Annotated in this window: 18 protein-coding genes and 1 pseudogene; 12 read left to right on the top strand and 7 right to left on the bottom strand. The window is 66.5% G+C overall.

Going from position 1 to position 18,625, the window contains the following annotated elements:
• The first annotated feature begins 276 nt into the window (after positions 1 to 276).
• Together JTJ31_RS11800 and JTJ31_RS11795 are read left to right on the top strand one after the other, a co-directional pair.
• Entirely contained in the window at positions 277 to 1,554 is a 1,278-nt protein-coding gene (locus JTJ31_RS11800) for a PQQ-dependent sugar dehydrogenase (protein WP_207538861.1), read from the top strand.
• A gap of 172 nt (positions 1,555 to 1,726) precedes the next feature.
• Positions 1,727 to 2,053, top strand: coding sequence for a c-type cytochrome (locus JTJ31_RS11795; RefSeq protein ID WP_207538860.1), 327 nt, complete (start codon positions 1,727 to 1,729; stop codon positions 2,051 to 2,053).
• A gap of 294 nt (positions 2,054 to 2,347) precedes the next feature.
• Here JTJ31_RS11795 and JTJ31_RS11790 read toward each other — a convergent pair whose 3' ends face one another.
• Complete coding sequence (locus tag JTJ31_RS11790; RefSeq protein WP_207538859.1) at positions 2,348 to 2,899, bottom strand: PEP-CTERM sorting domain-containing protein; 552 nt, start codon at positions 2,897 to 2,899, stop codon at positions 2,348 to 2,350.
• A 404-nt stretch (positions 2,900 to 3,303) separates the two neighbouring features.
• Between JTJ31_RS11790 and JTJ31_RS24650 the strand changes: the two genes are divergently transcribed.
• Complete coding sequence (locus JTJ31_RS24650; protein WP_236020108.1) at positions 3,304 to 3,609, top strand: hypothetical protein; 306 nt, start codon at positions 3,304 to 3,306, stop codon at positions 3,607 to 3,609.
• Positions 3,610 to 3,636: 27 nt separating this feature from the next.
• Positions 3,637 to 3,846, top strand: a pseudogene (locus JTJ31_RS24645) (M20/M25/M40 family metallo-hydrolase); the annotation flags it as partial.
• 186 nt (positions 3,847 to 4,032) lie between these two features.
• Here the strand turns inward: JTJ31_RS24645 and JTJ31_RS24640 are convergent.
• Both JTJ31_RS24640 and JTJ31_RS11780 read right to left on the bottom strand, forming a co-directional pair.
• Positions 4,033 to 5,175 carry an MBL fold metallo-hydrolase gene (locus tag JTJ31_RS24640; protein ID WP_236020107.1) on the bottom strand — a complete coding sequence of 381 codons (1,143 nt, stop codon included), beginning with the start codon at positions 5,173 to 5,175 and terminating at the stop codon, positions 4,033 to 4,035.
• A 225-nt stretch (positions 5,176 to 5,400) separates the two neighbouring features.
• On the bottom strand, positions 5,401 to 6,264 hold the full coding sequence (locus tag JTJ31_RS11780) for an isocitrate lyase/PEP mutase family protein (RefSeq protein WP_207538858.1): 864 nt from the start codon (positions 6,262 to 6,264) through the stop codon (positions 5,401 to 5,403).
• A gap of 435 nt (positions 6,265 to 6,699) precedes the next feature.
• Between JTJ31_RS11780 and JTJ31_RS11775 the strand changes: the two genes are divergently transcribed.
• The 7 genes from JTJ31_RS11775 to JTJ31_RS11745 all read left to right on the top strand — a co-directional run bounded on the left by JTJ31_RS11775 (position 6,700) and on the right by JTJ31_RS11745 (position 12,454).
• Positions 6,700 to 7,149: an acetyl-CoA carboxylase biotin carboxyl carrier protein gene (locus JTJ31_RS11775; protein WP_207538857.1), complete on the top strand. Its 450-nt coding sequence runs from the start codon at positions 6,700 to 6,702 to the stop codon at positions 7,147 to 7,149.
• On the top strand, positions 7,146 to 8,519 hold the full coding sequence (gene accC, locus JTJ31_RS11770) for an acetyl-CoA carboxylase biotin carboxylase subunit (RefSeq protein ID WP_207538856.1): 1,374 nt from the start codon (positions 7,146 to 7,148) through the stop codon (positions 8,517 to 8,519). The genes JTJ31_RS11775 and accC overlap by 4 nt, the downstream gene beginning before the upstream one ends.
• Complete coding sequence (gene pxpB, locus JTJ31_RS11765) at positions 8,509 to 9,180, top strand: 5-oxoprolinase subunit PxpB (protein ID WP_207538855.1); 672 nt, start codon at positions 8,509 to 8,511, stop codon at positions 9,178 to 9,180. Before accC ends, pxpB begins: the two co-directional genes overlap by 11 nt.
• Positions 9,177 to 10,184 carry a 5-oxoprolinase subunit C family protein gene (locus tag JTJ31_RS11760; protein WP_207538854.1) on the top strand — a complete coding sequence of 336 codons (1,008 nt, stop codon included), beginning with the start codon at positions 9,177 to 9,179 and terminating at the stop codon, positions 10,182 to 10,184. The genes pxpB and JTJ31_RS11760 overlap by 4 nt, the downstream gene beginning before the upstream one ends.
• Positions 10,181 to 10,585 (top strand): hypothetical protein, encoded by a 405-nt coding sequence (locus JTJ31_RS11755; RefSeq protein WP_207538853.1) that lies wholly within the window; start codon positions 10,181 to 10,183, stop codon positions 10,583 to 10,585. Before JTJ31_RS11760 ends, JTJ31_RS11755 begins: the two co-directional genes overlap by 4 nt.
• Positions 10,582 to 11,358 (top strand): LamB/YcsF family protein, encoded by a 777-nt coding sequence (locus JTJ31_RS11750; protein WP_207538852.1) that lies wholly within the window; start codon positions 10,582 to 10,584, stop codon positions 11,356 to 11,358. The genes JTJ31_RS11755 and JTJ31_RS11750 overlap by 4 nt, the downstream gene beginning before the upstream one ends.
• A gap of 118 nt (positions 11,359 to 11,476) precedes the next feature.
• Entirely contained in the window at positions 11,477 to 12,454 is a 978-nt protein-coding gene (locus JTJ31_RS11745; protein WP_207538851.1) for a Bug family tripartite tricarboxylate transporter substrate binding protein, read from the top strand.
• A gap of 10 nt (positions 12,455 to 12,464) precedes the next feature.
• Here JTJ31_RS11745 and JTJ31_RS11740 read toward each other — a convergent pair whose 3' ends face one another.
• Positions 12,465 to 13,217: an IclR family transcriptional regulator gene (locus JTJ31_RS11740; RefSeq protein WP_207538850.1), complete on the bottom strand. Its 753-nt coding sequence runs from the start codon at positions 13,215 to 13,217 to the stop codon at positions 12,465 to 12,467.
• Between the two features lie 159 nt (positions 13,218 to 13,376).
• On the opposite strand from JTJ31_RS11740, the gene JTJ31_RS11735 reads away from it, so the two are divergent.
• Positions 13,377 to 14,579, top strand: coding sequence for a pyridoxal phosphate-dependent aminotransferase (locus JTJ31_RS11735; protein WP_207538849.1), 1,203 nt, complete (start codon positions 13,377 to 13,379; stop codon positions 14,577 to 14,579).
• 151 nt (positions 14,580 to 14,730) lie between these two features.
• On the opposite strand, the gene JTJ31_RS11730 is transcribed toward JTJ31_RS11735, so the two are convergent.
• The 3 genes from JTJ31_RS11730 to JTJ31_RS11720 all read right to left on the bottom strand — a co-directional run bounded on the left by JTJ31_RS11730 (position 14,731) and on the right by JTJ31_RS11720 (position 18,517).
• Positions 14,731 to 15,309: a peptidoglycan-binding domain-containing protein gene (locus tag JTJ31_RS11730; RefSeq protein WP_207538848.1), complete on the bottom strand. Its 579-nt coding sequence runs from the start codon at positions 15,307 to 15,309 to the stop codon at positions 14,731 to 14,733.
• 298 nt (positions 15,310 to 15,607) lie between these two features.
• Complete coding sequence (locus JTJ31_RS11725) at positions 15,608 to 16,240, bottom strand: PEP-CTERM sorting domain-containing protein (protein ID WP_207538847.1); 633 nt, start codon at positions 16,238 to 16,240, stop codon at positions 15,608 to 15,610.
• 885 nt (positions 16,241 to 17,125) lie between these two features.
• Entirely contained in the window at positions 17,126 to 18,517 is a 1,392-nt protein-coding gene (locus JTJ31_RS11720; protein WP_207538846.1) for a hypothetical protein, read from the bottom strand.
• Positions 18,518 to 18,625: the final 108 nt, after the last annotated feature.

The following is an 18,625-nucleotide window of genomic DNA, read 5'->3' as shown; positions in this document are numbered from 1 at the left end:
GTCCGTTTCATCGCGCGTTCGCAGTCGGCATGCCAACTGGCTGCGCTTCCATCAGGACCATGCGACGATAGGCGTTGGGCGCCGATAGGGCACCTGCGCCCTGCGCTTCGACTGCTGCACCTGCGAAGAACCCGCCACGCAGTTTCCGCTTCCGCCAGAAAACATGAATGCATATGGTTATCCGGTCCAGAGATGGCGCGGTGCGGCCGCAGATCCGCGGGCGACCAGCGTGCTGCTCCGGAAGATTGACGTCGAAAAAAGTCGGAGGGAGCAATCATGGAACGACGTGTGCGCCTCGCGCTGCCCGGCGTGGTCCTAGCCGCTTTGGCCCTGTCCGTTCCGGCGCAGGCCCAAAGCCAAGCCGCCGGTCCCGACTTGAGCAGCACCACTGTGGTGTCCGGCCGGGAACTGACATGGGACATGGCGTTCCTGCCCGACGGCACGATGTTCTTCACCGAGAAGTGCCGCGGCCTCTCGGTGCGGCAGCCATCCGGCACCGTCAATCCGCTGCTCGGCATGCAAGGTAGCCAGGGCTACCCCGAGGCCGCTGCCGACCTGTTCTGCAACGGCCAGGCAGGGATGAGTGGCGTCGCGGTCGATCCCGAGTTTGCGTCGAACCGCTTCATCTATGTGTATTCGGCATCGAACCTGACCGCGCCCGGGACCAATCGCGTGCTCCGGCTGACGGTCAACGGGGGTCTGACGCGCGTCGGCGACCGCACCGACATCGTGACCGACATCCCCTACAAAGCGGCCCCCAGCAACCATCCCTTCGGCGATGCCGGCGCGCATAATGGCGGGCGCCTCCGCTTCGGCCCGGCTGATGGCTTTCTCTACGTGACGACCGGCGACACCCATAACGGCATCGTGCCGCAGAGCCCGAACATGTTGGGTGGCAAGGTGCTGCGCATCGACCGGAACGGGCAGCCCGCCCCTGGCAACAACACGGCGCAAGGCTTCGACCCGCGGATCTTCACCTATGGGCACCGCAACCCGCAGGGCATCTGCTTCCGTCCGGGCAACAACCAAGTCTTCACGGCGGAGCACGGCCCCTGGCACAGCGACGAGGTGACGATGCTCGCAGCCGGCGGGAATGGCGGATGGGATCCACGCCCGAATATCGGCGGGCGCGGCGACTGCCCCGATGGATATTGCGGCTACATGCCCAACCAGATGGGCGCGGTCCCGCCACGCGAGCGGGCGGCGTTCATGCCGATGACCGACACGCGCCTCTATCCCGAGGCGATGAGGCCGGCCTGGAACAATGAGAACATGTCCCAGGGCATGTCGTCCTGCACCTTCCTGAACGGCCAGCAATGGCGGGACTGGAATGGCCGCATGGTCATTTCCTTCCTGGGCATCGGCATCCACGGGACGCCCGTCGGGAACCGCCTCGATGTCCTCGACATCTCCGCGGATGGCCGGTCTGCAACACGGGCCACGGTGCCGCTGCCCATAGCGGCTGGACGCTTCCGCTCGGTTGTGCAGGGTCCCGATGGGAACCTGTATGTCGCTGTGGAACAGGGCGAGATCTACCAGCTCAGGCCCAACTGAGCGCGACGTGCAGCGGTCGCGTCGCCCACGCGGGTGGCGCGGCCGGCTGTGCGTCCTCTCGTCTGACGGCAAGGAACAGGCTGGATCTTCAAGGTGGATGGCATGGAGCCCAGCGGCAACGCCCGTTCACCCTCTCAACCCTGGCCATGCCGTCCCGCCCCGCTGATGCAGCATGAAGGCCTTTCCGATGCACCACCTTCGCCTTGCCACCGTCCTGCTCTACGCGCTTGTCCTCTCTCCGGATGCCTTCGCAAGCGCTGAACTGGCGAGGAGCAAGAACTGCGTGGCCTGCCACTCCGCCGAACGCAGGATGATCGGACCTCCCTACACGGCAATCGCAGCCCGTTATGCCGATGACAGCGCCGCCGTCAGGGTGCTGAGCGAGAGGATCCTACAAGGCACCACCGGAAACTGGGGCCAGATGCCGATGCCCCCGCAGGCCAATCTCTCCCAGGAGGAGGCGGAGGCGCTGGTCAGGTGGATCTTGTCCCACCGATAGGTGGCCTTCGCAGCGATCGAACAGTCGCGTCTGCGGTCCTGCGTCGGAGCTAGAGCAGAATCTGCTCATTCGGGCTCATATCCGGCGACTGAGCGAGATGCTCGACGAGCTTCCGCTCATGGGGCGCCATGAACCTTCCAGTAAAAAAAGAAGCCGCTGACGTCCGCTCCTAGGCGGGGCGGACGTCAGCGGCAGCCCGGCTAAGACTGAATTCTGCCGCGCCAAATGAAACTTGGCGCGGCAGGACGACACACCCTCCTTCAAGCGCTCAGGGCGGCGAAGCGTGAGCGCCCTTTATGCGGCGCGTCCCCGCAAAGGTGTAGGACGTGCGGCGGCGAGGCCGAACAGCCCCAAGCCCAACAGCGCGAGCGACCCCGGAACAGGGACGGCGACGCCGGGAAGAAAGGCGACCTCCACATTGAGAACGCCGAACCCGGGCACGGTGGCGCCAGCCAGGTCGAACTGCACGAAGTTGTTGCCGGTGATCAGCGCCCCACTCCCGAGGCTGATGGTCGAGCCCGGAGCCACCTGCGCATTGAGGATGCGCGCAGCGGTCGTGTCCGTGATTTTGATGATCACCTCGGGATTCTGAAAGAACACTTCGGCATTGCCGGTATTGGTCAGCGTAACGCTGGACGGGCCGATGCTCAGCAGGAGAAATCCCGCCCCGAAGATGTTGATGTCGGAGGCTGGCACGGTGAAGTTGCCGTTGAAGGCAACGGTCTGGGAATTGGGCGTCAGCAGTTGCACGTTCAGCAGGTCGCCCTCCCAGGTCGCCGCCCGGCCGGGTCCCGACGCCACAAGCAGCGTGACGACGAGCGCGAAAGCAAATCGCAGGATCCTCATGCCTTCATCCTTTCTTGAAGGGGGTTGTGTTGGTGACGCCGATGCGGCCAGGCGCTCGCAGCGATGGGAGCCTGACCTCGACCCGCTCGGAGCTGGGGTCCGGGGTGCGCGGCGCCAGTCTCGCCCCCGCTCGCAGTGACGATCTTGATTGGGAGATGCCTGCGCCCTGGCCCAACCTTCAGCGCAGGGCCGATCACGCCGTCTTCGGCGATCACTAGGGATCGGGCCGCACGCCGAAACGGGACCAATGCGCGCCTCCACTTTTCAGGACGCGATGCTGGAGCCTCGGCGCAGAGCCCCGCAAGGATTTGTGATTGGATCTTCCTGGCGCGGACTGGAAGAGTCAGAAGAAACGTCGGAAGGGCGTCGCATAAGGCCGCGCGACCGCCGGGCGGGCGTCAGCGATGACGGAAGCCAGCGACTTCGCGCAGAGTGACGATGTTGCGGAACGACGGACGTTCGGGTCGTCATGGAACACCCCTCGCGTGAAGCGTTCATACGCTTTTATTCTGCGGACCAGCCGCCCGCGTGGTGACCTCCTGCGCGACAGGGTTTCCCGCGCCAAAGCGCCCACCGTGGCGACGGTGGGCTGCATGCGCTTCGAACCGAACGCCATCAACGTCATCCCTTCGCGCGCGGTCTTCACCGTGGACCTGCGCAGTCCGAACGAAGGGCGGCTGCGGGCGGACGAAGCGGCGCTGGCACGCTAGCTGGACGAGTTCTCGGCCGCCGAGGGGGTGACGACCTCGACCGACCGTCTCGCCCGCTTCACGCCGGTGATTTTCGGTCCACAGCTTGTCGAAGCGATCGAGGCGGCGGCGAAGTCACATGGGCTGCGCTCCTGGCGAATGACGTCGGGTGCAGGGCATGACGCGCATATGATGGCCCGCATCTGCCCGGCCGCGATGATCTTTGTGCCCAGCGCCGGCGGCGTCAGCCATAACCCGCGAGAGCACATGGAGGCGGCGGAGCTGGTAGCGGGCGCGAACGTCCTTCTGGAAGTTTTCCGTGAGGTTGCCGGTCTCGCCACTCCTCAGCAAGGCGCCTGCCGAGGCTGGCTTCCTGCCGCCCCGATCCGCGCTTCTGCCGTGAGCACGGCGCGGGGGCCCGGCACCCCATGCAAATCCAAGGGCCTACGCCCCGAAGGTGAACCGGCTACCGGTCGTGCAGAGCACCAGGGTCTGCGGCATCTCCTGCTTCGCCGCTTCCAGGAAGTTCGCCCCGCTGCAATGCATCGGGAAGACGTGGTCGATGTCGAGCGCCTTCAGCTCGGTCATAACCCGTCTTAGGTAGTCGGCGGGCGCCGGGGCAAGGTGGAAGCCGCCCACCAGGGCATAAACCTTCTCGACGCCGCTCACCTGCTGCGCCCGGCGCACCGTGTTGATGATGCCGGCATGCCCGCAGGAGGTGATTAACACCAACCCGCGCCCGCGCACGTGGAAGCAGGTGGCGTGCTCATGCAGGTGCTGGTCGGGCTGCGGCTGGCCGGACAGCTCGGAGGGCGTGAAATGGTGGTCCTGGTAGCGGGCCGGGTCGCAGCCTGCGCCATCACGCGTGCCGAACTCGACGAAGCTGTTGGGCAGCACGCGCTCAAGGCTGGTGCGCGGCACCGTCCCGGTGGTGAAGGCGTGGCGATCAATCACCAGTGGCGCCTCAGACAGCACGGGGCGCACGCGCGCCTCGGTCAGCGCTCGGCGGTCCGGTGGCATTCCGAAGGGAGCAAAAGCGCCGTTGCCGGCCGGAATGTGCCGGAAGCAGAAGGCGTCCTCGCCACCCAGATAGAGAGGCACATCCTCCTTCATCCGCGCGCGGTGCCGCTGGAGGAATCCCGCCAGCCCGCCCATGTGGTCGTAGTGGCCGTGGCTCAGGATCAGACCGTCGAGCGCGGCAACGTCCACGTTGAGTAGGTCGATGTTCTCGTTCAGCGCCGCCGGTGTGTAGCCAAAATCGAGCAGGTAGCGCCGGGTCTCGGCGCCAGCCTGGGCTTCCAGGTGAAGGGACAGACCCCACTCGCTCTGCAAGGTGCGGTTGGCCCGCCCGGCGAAGAGGCGGGTGCGCTCGACCCGGATCCCCGGGACCTGGGCGCCGGAGATAAATAGATCGTGGGCACCGTCCAGCACCACCTGCACGACGAGGCGATCCACCACGGGTGCCTCGATGCGCGGGACATCTGCGCCAGCGGCGTCACGCACCATGGCGGTGCAGGTGAGTGCCGAAGTGCCGAGAGTGAGGGCAGAGCTCTGGAGGAAGCGGCGGCGGCCAAATGGGGCGAGCATGGCGTGCGGCTCCGGATCGGAGGGAACGCCGCAGGCCAGCCGCAGCGTGGCCAGGGCAGCATGCGCCCAGGCCGAAACCGGGCGGAAGAAAAATCGCGCCGCCGGTAACCGGCACCTGCGGGAGGCAGGGCTACGACGCTCGCGAGCGCCATGCCCTTCCTCCTTGCATTCAGTTCAGTGGCGGCAACCCTGCCGGATTGCCCGGCGCGGCCGCAGGCAAGTGTCTTACCCCGGCAGGACGAAAGGCTTCGCGGCGGCCTCGTAGGCCGTATAGCCCAGCGTGGCGCGGAACTCCGCAGGGGAGAGAGCGCCATCCGCCTCGGACCGGCCTGCCGCCAGCGCCGCTAGGCCGGCCTTCATGCCCGCCATGGCCGGGGAGAGCGTGCCGGTCGGGAAGGTGCCGATCTTCAGGCCCAGCTCCGCCGCGCGCGCCTGGGTCGGCGTCTCACGCGGTGCGCCCGGCGACAACACGGCGAAATGCGGCTTGCCCTTCGACGCGGCGACGGCGCGGCGCACCTCCTCCTCATCCTTCGGGCTGTCGAGGAATAGGATGTCGGCGCCCTCCTCGACATACATCTCGATGCGCGCCACGGCTTCGTCGATGCCGGCGGTGGGGCGGCAATCGGTCCGCGCCATCACCAGGATGCCGCTGTCCTTGGCGGCCTCGACGGCCGCGCGAACCTTCATCCGCATCTCCTCGCGCGGCAGGCAGGGCTTGCCTGCGGAGGTCAGGGCTCGTGGCGTGATCTTGTCCTCGATCAGCACGGCAGCAGCGCCGGCACGGCCATAGGCGCGCACGGTGCGCTGGACGTTCATCGCATTGCCGTAGCCGTGGTCGCCATCGGCGAGGACCAGCAGGTCAGGCGCGGCACCACGAACCATCTCCAGGCTGTTGAGCATCTCGGCGAAGGAGATCAAGTCGAGGTCGGGCCCGCCTAGGCGGCTCGCCGCGACACAGGAGCCGGAAAGGAATGCCGTCTGGAAGCCAGCTTCATGGGTGAGCTTCGCAGTCAGCCCGTCCCATACGGCCGGCATGACGACGAAGTCGGGCTTGGCGAGAAGCGCGCGAAAGCGATCGGGTGGAGTCATGGCACGGTCCATTCCATGGTTGATTGTCGGAAGCGACAGTTTTCCTCGGCGCCTGCCGCGTGCGTGCAGGATCTCATTCTCCTGGCACCTGAGACACCGCTCGGGCGCGTCGGTGCCCAGGGCAGCCCTCGCGTCGAAGCAGCCGGTCTCCGCTCGTGACGCCGCCGTTGCGGGCGCGATCTTCCATTTGCTTCGACCTCCCGTACAGGCAGTGGCGTACGGCCCCACTGGGCCGCAAAGCAATTTCAAGGGCCGCAATTACATTCCGACAAACGAAACTTCGTCAAGCCGCGCCCGGGGTGGTTTCAGTCCAGCGACCAAGCCGCGAAAATTTCATTGCACGGGATGCCGTTTCGAGTAACGGTATGCCAACCACACGCCGCGGCCCCGCTGCTGCCGCGGCATTTGTGTGCGCGCCGCTTGAGGACACACTGAATGGATCTGGCGAAGATCAAAGCGCTCATCGATCTGGTTTCGCGTTCCGACGTCACCGAACTCGAACTGACTGAAGGCGACACCACGCTCAAGATTGGCCGCGCGACTAACGCCTCGGCCCCGAGGCAGACGGAAGCTGAGCAGCCCTCGCTCCAGCCCCCGCCAATATCGGTGACGGCGCCCGCAGCCGAACCCGCCCCTTCCACCACGCGCGACACCGACGTGCGCGCCCCCTCATTCGGAATCTTCCACCGCACTCCCGACCCGGGCTCACCGCCCTTCGTCACGGCCGGCGCGACGGTCGAAGCTGGCCAGACGCTCTGCCTGGTCGAGGCCATGAAGGTCTTCACATCCGTCACCGCCCCCTGCGCCGGGGTGGTCGAAACCATCCTTGCCGAGGCCGGGGAGGAGGTCGAAGCCGGCCAGCCTCTGTTCCGGCTGCGGGCATGACGCGCTTCGACACGGTCCTCGTCGCCAATCGTGGCGAGGTCGCGCTGCGCATCATCCGTGCTTGCCGCGAACTGGGCCTGCGCAGCGTTGCCGCCCATTCTGCTGCCGATCGCGGCGCACCCTGGCTTGCGCTGGCCGATGAAGCGATCTGCATTGGCGCAGCGCCATCCCGCGACAGCTACCTCAACATCCCCGCGCTTCTGCTGGCCGCCGAAGCCTGCAAAGCCGGCGCGGTCCATCCGGGCTACGGCTTCCTCAGCGAGAACGCCAGCTTCGCACAGGCGGTCGAGGATGCTGGCCTCGTCTTCATCGGCCCCACTGCGGAATCGATCCGCACCATGGGCGACAAGATCGCCGCCAAGCGTGCCATGATCGAGGCTGGCGTTCCCTGCGTGCCCGGCCCGGACCAGCCGCTGCCCGAGGATGCAGCCGAGATCGAGCGCATCGCCACGCAGATCGGCTACCCGGTGATCGTGAAGGCAGTGGGTGGCGGTGGCGGGCGCGGCATGCGCATCGTAAGGAGCCCGGAAGCACTGGCCGAGGCCATCGCGGTTACGCGAACTGAGGCAGGCCGCGCCTTCGGTCGCGCCGACCTCTACATGGAGCGTTTCCTCGAAGCCCCTCGGCACGTCGAGATCCAGGTGCTGTGCGACACGCATGGCAACGCGGTCTCGCTTGGCGAGCGCGACTGCTCCATGCAGCGGCGCCACCAGAAAGTCGTCGAGGAGGCCCCTGCCCCCGGCATCTCGCCACGAGTCCTACGCGATGTCGCCGAACGTTGCGTCGCGGCCTGCCGGCACATCGGCTACCGTGGCGCCGGCACCTTTGAATTCCTCTACGAAGATGGCGCCTTCTACTTCATTGAGATGAACACGCGCGTGCAGGTGGAACATCCGGTCACCGAGATGGTCACGGGCATCGACATCGTCCGTGAGCAGATCCGCATCGCGCAGGGCGAAACGCTGGGCTTCACTCAGGCCAATATCGCCCCGCGCGGCCATGCGATCGAATGCCGCATCAACGCAGAGGACCCCTTCAGCTTCACTCCTTCTCCAGGACGCATCATGGCGCTCTCCCTGCCGGGCGGGCCGGGGTTGCGCGTGGATACGCATATCACCACAGGCTACACCGTCCCGTCGCAATATGACTCCCTGATCGCCAAGGTGATCGCCCATGGCGCAACGCGGGAGCAGGCGATCGCGCGGATGGCCTCGGCGCTGACCGAGTTGCGGGTGGAGGGGATCGCGACCAACGCCCCGCTCTGCGCCGCCATCATGCAGGATGCGCGCTTCCGTGCCGGTGGCGCGGATATCCATCACCTCGAACGCTGGCTCGCAAGACGTGCTGCGGGAGGCGCGGATGCTGGTTGATAACCACCTCACGCGGCCGAATGTCAGCATGCTCGGGACGAGCGCGATGCTGTTCGAGGCCCCGGGCGATTTCAGCCTCGCCAACCAGCGGCGCATCTGGACGCTGGCCCGCATGGTTTCCGCCTGGCCGGGCGTGCAGGAAGCCGCCCCCTGCATGACGAATTTGATGCTCACCTTCGACACGCCGCCCGAAGAGCCCGAACGCCTCGAGGACGCGCTGCTCGCCGCCTGGGAAGCGGCGGAGCCGGACCAGACCGAGGGCCGCGTGGTCGATGTGCCGGTCATCTATGGCGGCGAATACGGGCCTGACCTGCTCGACCTTGCTGCCCACGCCAAGCTGGCACCGGAGGAGGTCGTGCGGCTGCATACGGAAAGCCGCCTGATCGTCTTTGCCATCGGTAGCCATCCGGGCAACGCCTATCTCGGCGGGCTCGACCCGCGCATCGCCATGCCGCGGCGGAAGGTGCCGCGGCTGCGGCTGGAGGCCGGATCCACCTCGATCGGAGGCCTGCAAGCCGGGCTGGGCGGCACGCCGGGGCCGAGCGGCTGGAACTGCATCGGCCGTGCCAGCATCCCGGTCTTCGATCCCCAATGCTACCCACCGGCGCTGCTCGCCCCCGGCGACATCGTGCGGTTCCATGCCGAGCGGGTGATCCTGTGATCGAGATCCTCGACACCGCGCCGCTCTCCTCCGTGCAGGATCTCGGGCGTGCGCCCTACCTGCGCTACGGCGTGAGCTATTCCGGCGTGATGGACCGGCTCGCGCTGAGGGCGGGCAATGCGATGCTCGGCAACGCGGAGGGTCTGGCCTGCATCGAGATCCAGGCCTTCCCCTGCCGCATCCGCTTCCGCGCCGCACGGGACTTTGCGCTGACCGGCGCGGATTGCGCTGCCACGCTCGATGGCGTGCCGCTCCCGCCCTGGTGGGCCAAGCCCGCAAGAGAGGGCGCCGAGTTGACGATCGGCGCGCCGCGCCGCGGGAGCCGCGCCTATCTCGCTGTCGCGGGTGGGATCGACGTGCCTTCCGTGCTCGGCTCGCGCAGCACCCAGTTCCGCGGGTCCTTCGGCGGGCATGAGGGGCGCTGGCTGAAAGCAGGCGATGTGCTGCCGGTCGGCGCGGCTGCCGACGCAGCAGTACAGGCACCGGGCTTCGGCGCCGAGCCACCACAGACGGCCTTCCCGGCCGACTGGGCACCCCCCGACCTCCAGCCAAGCACGACCGCCGTGCGCGTCCTGCCTGCCGGCGAGTACGGTCTTTTCATGGAGGAATCGCAACAGCGCTTCTGGGACACGGCCTGGAAGATCACCGGCCAGAGCAACCGTGCCGGTTTTCGCCTTGCCGGCCAGCCTCTCGAATTCGCGCAGCGCATCGAGATGCGCTCGCATGGCATCGTACCGGGCGTGGTCCAGGTTCCGCCCTCTGGCGAACCCATCATCCAGCTCAGCGACGCGCATACCGCGGGGGGCTACCCGAAGATCGGAACGGTAATCGAGGCGGATCTCTGGCGGCTGGCGCAGGCACCTCTCGGCAGCCGGCTGCGCTTCATCCCGGTCACCTACCGCGATGCGCTCGACGCGCTGCGCCAAGGTGATGCCTGGGTCGCCGCGCTCCGTCGTCTGGCGGAGCAGTACCGGTCCCTTTGCAACTCGGGGCGCACGCCATGACCGCGGAGGAGATCGCACAGATCGCCACCTGGCTCCGGGCCGCGGGCCTCGACACCCTTGAGCTGACCTCGCCGCAGACGAGGCTGCGGCTGAAGCTCGGTGCCGTGGCACCTGTTAAGGAGCTCGCAGTGCAGCCGGCCGCCGCCGTGCCGTCGAGCCTCGATGCGCGCGCGACGGGACTCTTCCTGCCGATCCATCCATGGTGCGAGACTCCTCTCGTCCAGCCGGGCCAGCGCATGGAGGCAGGCGAGGTCGCCGCCTTCCTGCGCATCGGCCCATTGCTGCAGCCCGTCACGGCACCAAGCGACGGCATCGTCGGACGCTGCCTCGCCACTCCGGGCAAACTGGTCGGCTTCGGCACGAAGCTGTTCGAATTCAGCCCTGAGGGGAAAGCGCCATGAAGATCGACCTCAACTCCGACATGGCCGAGGGCTTCGGCGCGTGGCGCATGGCGGAGGACGAGACGCTGCTCGGCATCGTCTCCTCGGTGAATCTCGCCTGCGGATTCCATGCCGGCGATGCCGTGATTATGGACCGCACGGTGCGACTGGCGAAGGAACGCGGAGTCGCCATCGGAGCGCATGTCGGCTTCCCCGACCTGATGGGGTTCGGCCGGAGGCTCATGCATATCGAGCCGAAGGAGATGGAGAAGTACGCCATCTACCAACTCGGCGCACTGGAGGGCATCGCCCGCGCCGCGGGTGCACGGATGTCGCATGCGAGCTTCCATGGCGCGCTCGGCAACCTGATCTCGGTTGATCAGCCCATGGCCGACGCCATGGCCCGCGCCGTGCGTGCCTTCGACCCGACGCTGTTCGTCTCATCCTCTCCCGGCACCGCCATCGCGCGCGCCGCCGAGGCGGAAGGGCTGCGCGTCGTCACCAAGTTCCTCGCCGACCGCGCCTACGACGCGAAGGGCCTGCTGGTTTCTCGCAAGCTCCCCGGCTCGATGGTCAAGGATGCGAATGCCGTGCGTGAGCGGGTCGCCCGGCTGCTGACCGATGGGACCGTCGTCGCAATCACCGGCGAGGTGCTGCGCATGAAGGTGGATTCCATCCTAATCCACAGCGATACGGCAGGTGCGGTCGATCTTGCGCGCACCATCCGCAGCGCGATCGAGGCTGCAGGCGGAACCGTCGCACCGTTCCCCCAGACCTTGGGTGAGGTTCGATAAGCTGAGCTGGTGCCGCGCCCTACGCAGGTGGTGCGGGAATGACGGCCAAGAACGCCGCGTCACACGGGTCGGGACTAGGGCGGCCCCAGCGCCGCCCATGCATGATGAGGAGATGTTTATGAGGCGAATCTTCTGCGCTGCGGCGCTCCTGGCGATGTGTGGGGTGCTGCCCGCTGCCGCGCAGGCGCCCTTTCCTGAGCCCGGCCGGCCCATCACGGTCATCGTGCCCTATCCCCCAGGCGGCGGCAGCGACATCACGGCCCGCGCCCTGGCCCCGGAGCTTGAGCGCGCGCTTGGCGTTCCCATCGTCATCGTGAACCGCGCGGGCGCCGGATCGCAGATCGGCATGACGGAACTCACCCGCGCGCGACCCGATGGCTACACCATCGCCTATGGACTCTGGCCCTCCACCTTTACGCTGTATCTCGATCCGTCGCGGCGGACGCCCTTCAACCGCGACAGCTTCGTGCCGCTGGCGATGCATGTGATCGACCCGGGCGCCATCCTCGTCCCGGCGGCCAGCCCGATCCAGAGCTTTGCCGATCTCGTCGCCGCGGCACGTGCACGGCCCGGCGAGATTTCCATGGCCGATCCAGGGATGCTCGGCTGGGAGCACATCTCCTCACTGCAGTTGCAGAAGGCGCTCGGCATCGAGTTCAACCAAGTGCATTTCCCGGGCACCGCGCCAGTGATCACTGCCCTGGCCGGGCGCCAGATCGACGTCACCATGGCCTCGAGCGGCACGGCAGTGATCCAGAGCAGGGCTGGCGTCGTGCGCGTCCTTGCCGTGCTGTCCGACCGGCCGAACGACTCCCTTCCGGGGGTGCCGACGCTTGCCTCGCTCGGCACGCCGCTTTCGGCTGGGTCCGCGCGGGGCTTCGTGGCTCCGGCAGGAACTCCCGAGCCGATCGTGCGACGCTTGGCCGAGGCACTGGAGCGTGCGATCACAAGCCCGGCGCACCGGGAGCAGCTCCGCCGCATTGGCCTCGACATCAGCTTTATGGGTCCAGCAGAATTCGCGAGCTACTGGACGCGCGAGGAGAATGCGATGCGCCCGGTGATCGAAGAAATCGTCCGCCAGGGCACCAACAACTGACGCTCCAGCGTCAGCGCGTCGCGGCCCTCGTTCGCCGCGGCGCGCTGCCATCCTTGGCCCGTGCTGCGCCGCGCGTCGGTGGGGTGTCGGTTCGATATCCAAGGGTGGCTGAGAAGGCCTCCGCCTGCGCCGCAAGCTTCGGTGCGTGCTGTTCTGCCACTTCGCTGGTGAGGCGGAAGGCAGGCCCTGAGACGGTCATCGCGCCGACAATCTCCCCCTCGGCGTCGTAGACCGGAGCACTGAGCGAGGCGGTTTGCGGGTCGGTAACGCCTGAGGTGAAGACGGGGCTGAAGGGACCACCGGCGGGTCCTACCCGCTTCCCCTCAAGGCCGCGCAGGACAAGCCCGGCCGAGGTGTCGTCGAGCGGCATGGGAATCAGCCGGCGCGTGCTGTCCCGGACGCTCTGTTCGGCTTCCACGCGCACGAGGCAGATGCGCGCATCCTCGTCGCGGATGAACAGCGAGGCGCTTTCGCGGCACTCCTCCGCCAGCTTCTCGAGAAAGGGCTGAACCTCGCGGTCGAGCCGCTGGGAGGCGCGCAGGATCGCGGAGAGCTTGAGGATGTTGGTCCCCAGCCGAAACTCACCGGTCGCATTGCGCGTCAGCATCCCCGAACTCTGCAGCGAAACAGCGAGGCGCAGGATCGTGGTCTTATGCAGGCCGGTGCGGTTGGCCAACTCGGTGAGCGAGAGGCCCTCATCGCCCCATCGAAACGCATTGAGGATGTCGATGGCGCGGTCCACGGCAATGACCCCGCCGCTCATTCAGCGAAGAATCCCGGTGCGTTGCGACGAACGGACATCATGCTCCAGCGGGTATCACGCGGGCAGCGTCCCGAGAAGAGACTTGACGACCAGATTTCGCTGAATGAAACTCTATACCGACAGACGGCACATTCAGTACCGTCGCCTGGAGCACCCTGGATGCCCGAAATCGCCGACCGCCTCGCCAATGTCGAAGTCTCGGCCAGCGCCGCGATGACCGCGCTGGCGCGTGACATGCGCGCGCGCGGCATTTCGGTGATCAGCCTTTCCCAGGGCGAGCCTGACTTCCAGACGCCCGACCACGTGGTGGAAGCCGCCCACGCTGCCGCGCGCGCCGGTGACACCAAGTACCCGCCGACCGAAGGCACGCCGGCGCTGAAGGCCGCCATCGCTCGCAAGTTCAAGCGCGACAACGGGCTCGACTACGCGCCGGATGAGATCCTCGTCGCCAATGGCGGCAAGCAGATCATCTTCGACGCGCTGATGGCCACGGTGAATCCAGGCGACGAGGTCGTGATTCCGCGTCCGTCCTGGATCAGCTACGCCGACATGGCGAAGTTCGCCGGCGGCGTTCCGGTCAGCATCTCCTGCCCGCAGAACAATGGCTTCAAAGTCCCCGCCGAAGAACTCGATGCCGCGATCACGCCGCGCACCAAGTGGCTGGTCCTCAACTTCCCGAACAACCCGACCGGTGCCGCCTGCTCCCGCAAGGAGATGCAGGCGATCGCCGAGGTGATGCTGAAGCACCCGCATGTCTGGATCCTGACGGACGACATGTATGAGCACCTGCTCTATGACGGGTTCGAGTTCGCTACCATCGCCGAGGTCGAGCCGCGCCTGCGCGATCGCGTCTTGACCGTGAACGGCGCCTCCAAGGCCTATGCGATGACCGGATGGCGCATCGGCTACTGCGGCGGGCCCAAGCGGCTGATCAAGGCCATGGCCAATGTGCAGGGGCAGTCCACCAGCGGTGTCTCGACCGTTGGCCAGGCAGCCACCATCGCAGCGTTGGATGGACCGCAGGATCTGCTCGCCGAGCGCGCGGCCGTCTACCGCGAGCGCCGCGACCTGGTGGTGGACATGCTCAACGACGCGCCGGGCATCAGCTGCCACAAGCCGGAGGGCGCCTTCTACGTCTTCCCTAATGTCGCGGGTTGCCTGGGCAAGACCTCAAGGGGTGGACGCAAGATCGAGACGGACACGGACTTCGTCACGGCCCTGCTCGCTGAGAAGCAGGTCGCCGTGGTACAAGGCGCCGCCTATGGCATGAGCCCTTACGTCCGCGTTTCCTACGCGACCGACACGGTCAGCCTGCGCGAGGCGTGCGGCCGCATCCAGGAGTTCTGCCGCGAACTGGGCTAGCGCCCAACCGCGGCGCGCCCAGCTCATCAACGGGGCGGAACCGCGAAATGACGTGTTTTGCTTGCGCCTGTCCCGATGCTTCCTGGTCTCTATACGGAAAATGCACCAGCAAACGACGACTGGTGCGTCCTGAGATCCGCAAGAGAATGGACTAACGGGGCCGGATTGCCGGATTATTGGGATCGAGCCCCAAGGCCTGGATGGTGGCTGGGTTCACCTGCCCCGTGGCCTGCAGCCCGCGCCCCTGCTGGAAGCGCTCGATCGCAGCCTGGGTGCCCGCTCCCCACATACCGTCCACCGCACCACGATAGAAGCCTAGGATCCTGAGGCGCTGCTGGACGTTGCGGATCACGGCCGGACTCAGCGGCTCCGCCGCATTCGGACCGGGCGGCGCCGCGCCCGGCGCGATGACCTGCAATGGCCCGCTGGCCAGGAGATCAGCCGGCGGAATGCCGAGCGTCGCGACCGTCGCCTGGTTCAGTTGGCCCGTGACCTGGAGGTTCCGCGTTTGCTGGAAGCGCTCCAGCGCAGCTTGGCTTTCGGGACCCCACACGCCATCGGCCCGGCCATTGTAGATCCCAGCCTGGCGGAGCTTCTCCTGAACCGATGCTGTCGCCGTGGTGGAGAGGTGATGGGTGTAGACCAGCGCTGGCGGCGTCTGGCCATGGGCTGTCCCGACATAAACGGGCGCCATGGCAAGCAGGGCGATCAACGCACGAGAACATTGCATGGCCTGGGCTCCTGCATTCGGATGCTGGCTCAACGTGAACCAGATGAGCCGGTTTCTGGAGCGGAATTCTCCTCGCTTCCATCTTCCGAAAGGTATCGCAGGTAGCCGCCCCCTCCCCGCCATACGCATTGCTGAAGTCGAGTGTTGAGTGACGCTCCACTGGCTAACAGCAGTTCGCCACAGGTGTTGCCTCACGAGACGCCACATCGCGACGGCAGACACTTTCCTAAGCCCGAAAGAAAACGCTCCGGCCCTTGTGGGACCGGAGCGCTGCCTTTTAAGCCCTGACGAGGAAGTGTCAGGCGGCCTTGCGGCGGACGAGGCCGAGGCCGAGCAGGCCAGCACCCAGCAGGGCAAGCCCGGCCGGCGCGGGCACCGGAAGCGCAGCCGCGCCACCGGAGAAGGTGAAGGTGCCCGTGAGGTTCACGCCATCGGTCTGGCCGGAGAAGGTGAAGGTGCCAGGGGTGGGATCAAAGCCCGACGCGCGCAGCGTGCCGATGCCGCTGATCAAGAGGTAGTCGGTGGGGCTGGTGCCCGGGGGCAGCGGCGGGACGGTGAACTGCGTCGCGGTGATCGCGCTCAGGTCGAAGGACAGGCCGCCCACCGTGAAGAAGTTGGCGATCGGGCCTGCGAAGGCGGCGAAGTTGAAGTCCTGGATCGTGCCGACATCGCCCACCGAGACGGGCATGTTGCTGCCGGTGCTGACCGCATCCACGGTGAAGGCGCCGCCCGCGCCGGTGACGCAGTTGCCGACCACGTTGGCACAGAAGTCGACGGCCACGGCGTCGGCGAGGCGGACATTGGTGCCGCTGTCGTCGACGCCCTGGAACAGGCCGCCGAAGTCGATCGAGCCCGTCAGGGGTGCGGCATGCACTGCCACAGGCGCCGCCAGAAGAGCGAGGCCCAGTACCGCTTGCTTCAGAATCTGCATGGTGTTTTTTCTCCTAGTTTGGGCTGCTGCGGCGGCCCAGCACACGCCCGCCACGGGCGCATCCAACTGGAAGCAAGGCTCATGCCAGTCGATAAAATGTCTATTTCTTAATGACTTAGGGAGATGATTGAGCACGCGTCAGCGGATGCGTAAAGGATTCTGACTCAACCATTAGATGCATTAATCAGCAGTGGCCTTCGCGGCGTCAGTAACAGTTGCGCCGGGTAACCTAGCCCTCGGAATCGCTGCCTTGGCCGTCAGCACTACCGACTCTCCCCGTTTGTCGTTCGCGCAATTACCTGATTGCTGACCACAATCGTTGCGATAAGCACCTACACTTCTTCAGTTCGAGGCGTGCACAGAACAGGGTCACCCTGCGCGCTAGCCGAGCGCCCTCCTCAGACTGCTGTGGAAGACGCGCCCTCTGCAGCTATTCCGCGCAACGCGTGTGCAGAAGCAAAAATTGCAACTATAATTTGCATTCGCCTCAAGGATATCTCGCGGCAAGTCTCAAACTGCGCGCGAGAAATCGAATGAAATGAACAGTGCGCAATAATTTGTCGAACATGCCCTCGTCATATTTTGGCGCCTCCCAGACCACTCTACCGGATCGACCCCGCGGGCATACTTCGCCACCCTGATAGCAACAGGTCGTGCCGCCGCGGTGACTGCCTTCAAATCGCCAGCTACAATGCTCCTTCATCACACTTGAGGCGCGTCTGGCCCGCGACGCATGGGGCCGGCCATCAAAGCTCCTGGCGCGGCCTGACGATCGAACCGCCTCTGCGGCGGTGTCGACCGGGACCAAGCTCCCGTCGCCGCGACCTCTCGTTGGCACCGGACGAGGCTGCATCCCGCCCCGTGCCTCACTCCAGCCGCCTTCGCTCAGCCCCAGTTGCGATCATGCTCGGCATGGGTCTGGAGATACGCCCCTGGCGCGAAGTGCCGGTCGTAGAAATCGGTGTCGAGCCGGTGTGCCTGCAGGTAGGTCTTGAGGAACACCGCCGGCACCGTCGCAGGGAAGCGACCGAAGGTCGAGAACACGTATTCCGCCATCAGTGTGGTGATCTCGATCGCCTCAGCGTCGATCTGCGCCGCGCTCGACCGGACGGCTGCGTTCTCGCGATAGGGCCCGCCCTGCTTCGGGTCGAAGGGTCCGCCTGCGCCGAATTTACGCGCGACCGCCGCCTCGACGGCAGCGCGCATGGTCGCGTGGTGCGGCGGCACATGCGCCTCAAAGATGCCCGGCAATCCGGTGAAGTACGGGAGGGGGTTCCCCGGCAAAATGTCGAAGCGGAAGCCAAGGCCTGGCACTGAAGGATCGCCGCTCGCCCCCATGACGGTGAATGGATTGAGCCCTGTGTACATCCAGCCGCCGAGGCCCAGCGCCTGAAGCATCAGGGCCCCAGCATAGCAGGCCGTGCCCATCTCGACCGACACGTCAGTGAGCGCGATCTGCTCGAGGAAGGTCAGGGGATAGGCGACCTCCATGTTCAGCCGATGCGCGTAGCGCTCCAGCCCCGGGATCTGCCGACCATTGACGTCGTCATAGATCCCGGTGCCGTTCTGCACGAGGTAGAGCAGCAGCAGGATCACGTGCTGCGCAACATCGGCCACCGGGAAGACGAGGGTGGAGCCGGCCACGTTCGCGCACCAGGTGTTGTGCCCTTCCATGTGCGGCATCTCCGCCGGGATGTTCAGCCGTCCATCGGCCAGCTTGACGATGCGGGCGCGGTGCGCGGCCAACCATCCGCTCAGATCCGTACCGCCATCCGCTGGCAGGGGGGTCATGTCGCGCGTCGGCAGGAAATAGACGCCGGTGTCGTCGGTGAAAAAGAACTCCGACGTGTTGAAGCCAGCCGAGGAAGGGAAGCTGCGTCCGCCCGCTGCCGCCGTGTAGTTGGGCAAGCGGGCCGCGTATCCCGGATGGTGCGCGAAAAGTTCGGCCCATCCGGTATTCCCGGCGATGGTGGCGATCAGCAGCATCTGCTCCAGCGGATCCAGCGCCTCGGGCGAATGGCGCGAGGTAAAGGCGAGCGGCCCGTCAGGGATCGACGCCCCCTTGGCGAAGCGCCGCGAACGGCGGCCATGGATCGCTTCGATCAGCGGAAAATTCGCAGCCTGGACAAGGCCTTTGGGGCGCGCGGCGCTGGAACCGAGCATAAGCCGGCCCCTCGTGGTGAGGGTCTCCGCCCGGGCGAAACCGAGGCCGCCGAGGAGCATGCCGGCACCGAGTAGGCTGGCCCCCTGCAGCTTGCGTCTGGTGATCTCGAACATGGATGTCTCCCGTGGACTTGGTGGCGACGCACCGCCAATCGCACGGGGGACGCGCAGGGCGTCAGGCACACAATCGACGAAACCGGTCCGAATGTGCCACGCTCACCG

The sequence above is a fragment of the Sabulicella rubraurantiaca genome, assembly GCF_017355885.1.
In the GTDB taxonomy this organism is placed as follows: domain Bacteria; phylum Pseudomonadota; class Alphaproteobacteria; order Acetobacterales; family Acetobacteraceae; genus Roseococcus; species Roseococcus rubraurantiacus.
Note: the sequence above shows the minus strand (reverse complement) of the source record. Positions and strands in the feature narration are given on the sequence as shown.

Bases quoted from the DNA above. Each gene is read 5' to 3' on its own strand.
- JTJ31_RS11755 (WP_207538853.1), top strand. From the start codon at position 10,181: ATGACCGCGGAGGAGATCGCACAGATCGCCACCTGGCTCCGGGCCGCG.
- JTJ31_RS11745 (WP_207538851.1), top strand. From the start codon at position 11,477: ATGAGGCGAATCTTCTGCGCTGCGGCGCTCCTGGCGATGTGTGGGGTG.
- JTJ31_RS11735 (WP_207538849.1), top strand. From the start codon at position 13,377: ATGCCCGAAATCGCCGACCGCCTCGCCAATGTCGAAGTCTCGGCCAGC.
- JTJ31_RS11780 (WP_207538858.1), bottom strand. From the start codon at position 6,264: ATGACTCCACCCGATCGCTTTCGCGCGCTTCTCGCCAAGCCCGACTTC.
- JTJ31_RS11750 (WP_207538852.1), top strand. From the start codon at position 10,582: ATGAAGATCGACCTCAACTCCGACATGGCCGAGGGCTTCGGCGCGTGG.
- JTJ31_RS11775 (WP_207538857.1), top strand. From the start codon at position 6,700: ATGGATCTGGCGAAGATCAAAGCGCTCATCGATCTGGTTTCGCGTTCC.
- JTJ31_RS11730 (WP_207538848.1), bottom strand. From the start codon at position 15,309: ATGCAATGTTCTCGTGCGTTGATCGCCCTGCTTGCCATGGCGCCCGTT.
- JTJ31_RS24640 (WP_236020107.1), bottom strand. From the start codon at position 5,175: ATGCTCGCCCCATTTGGCCGCCGCCGCTTCCTCCAGAGCTCTGCCCTC.
- JTJ31_RS11720 (WP_207538846.1), bottom strand. From the start codon at position 18,517: ATGTTCGAGATCACCAGACGCAAGCTGCAGGGGGCCAGCCTACTCGGT.
- JTJ31_RS11800 (WP_207538861.1), top strand. From the start codon at position 277: ATGGAACGACGTGTGCGCCTCGCGCTGCCCGGCGTGGTCCTAGCCGCT.
- accC (WP_207538856.1), top strand. From the start codon at position 7,146: ATGACGCGCTTCGACACGGTCCTCGTCGCCAATCGTGGCGAGGTCGCG.
- JTJ31_RS11790 (WP_207538859.1), bottom strand. From the start codon at position 2,899: ATGAGGATCCTGCGATTTGCTTTCGCGCTCGTCGTCACGCTGCTTGTG.
- JTJ31_RS11795 (WP_207538860.1), top strand. From the start codon at position 1,727: ATGAAGGCCTTTCCGATGCACCACCTTCGCCTTGCCACCGTCCTGCTC.
- JTJ31_RS11725 (WP_207538847.1), bottom strand. From the start codon at position 16,240: ATGCAGATTCTGAAGCAAGCGGTACTGGGCCTCGCTCTTCTGGCGGCG.
- JTJ31_RS24650 (WP_236020108.1), top strand. From the start codon at position 3,304: ATGACGGAAGCCAGCGACTTCGCGCAGAGTGACGATGTTGCGGAACGA.
- pxpB (WP_207538855.1), top strand. From the start codon at position 8,509: ATGCTGGTTGATAACCACCTCACGCGGCCGAATGTCAGCATGCTCGGG.
- JTJ31_RS11740 (WP_207538850.1), bottom strand. From the start codon at position 13,217: ATGAGCGGCGGGGTCATTGCCGTGGACCGCGCCATCGACATCCTCAAT.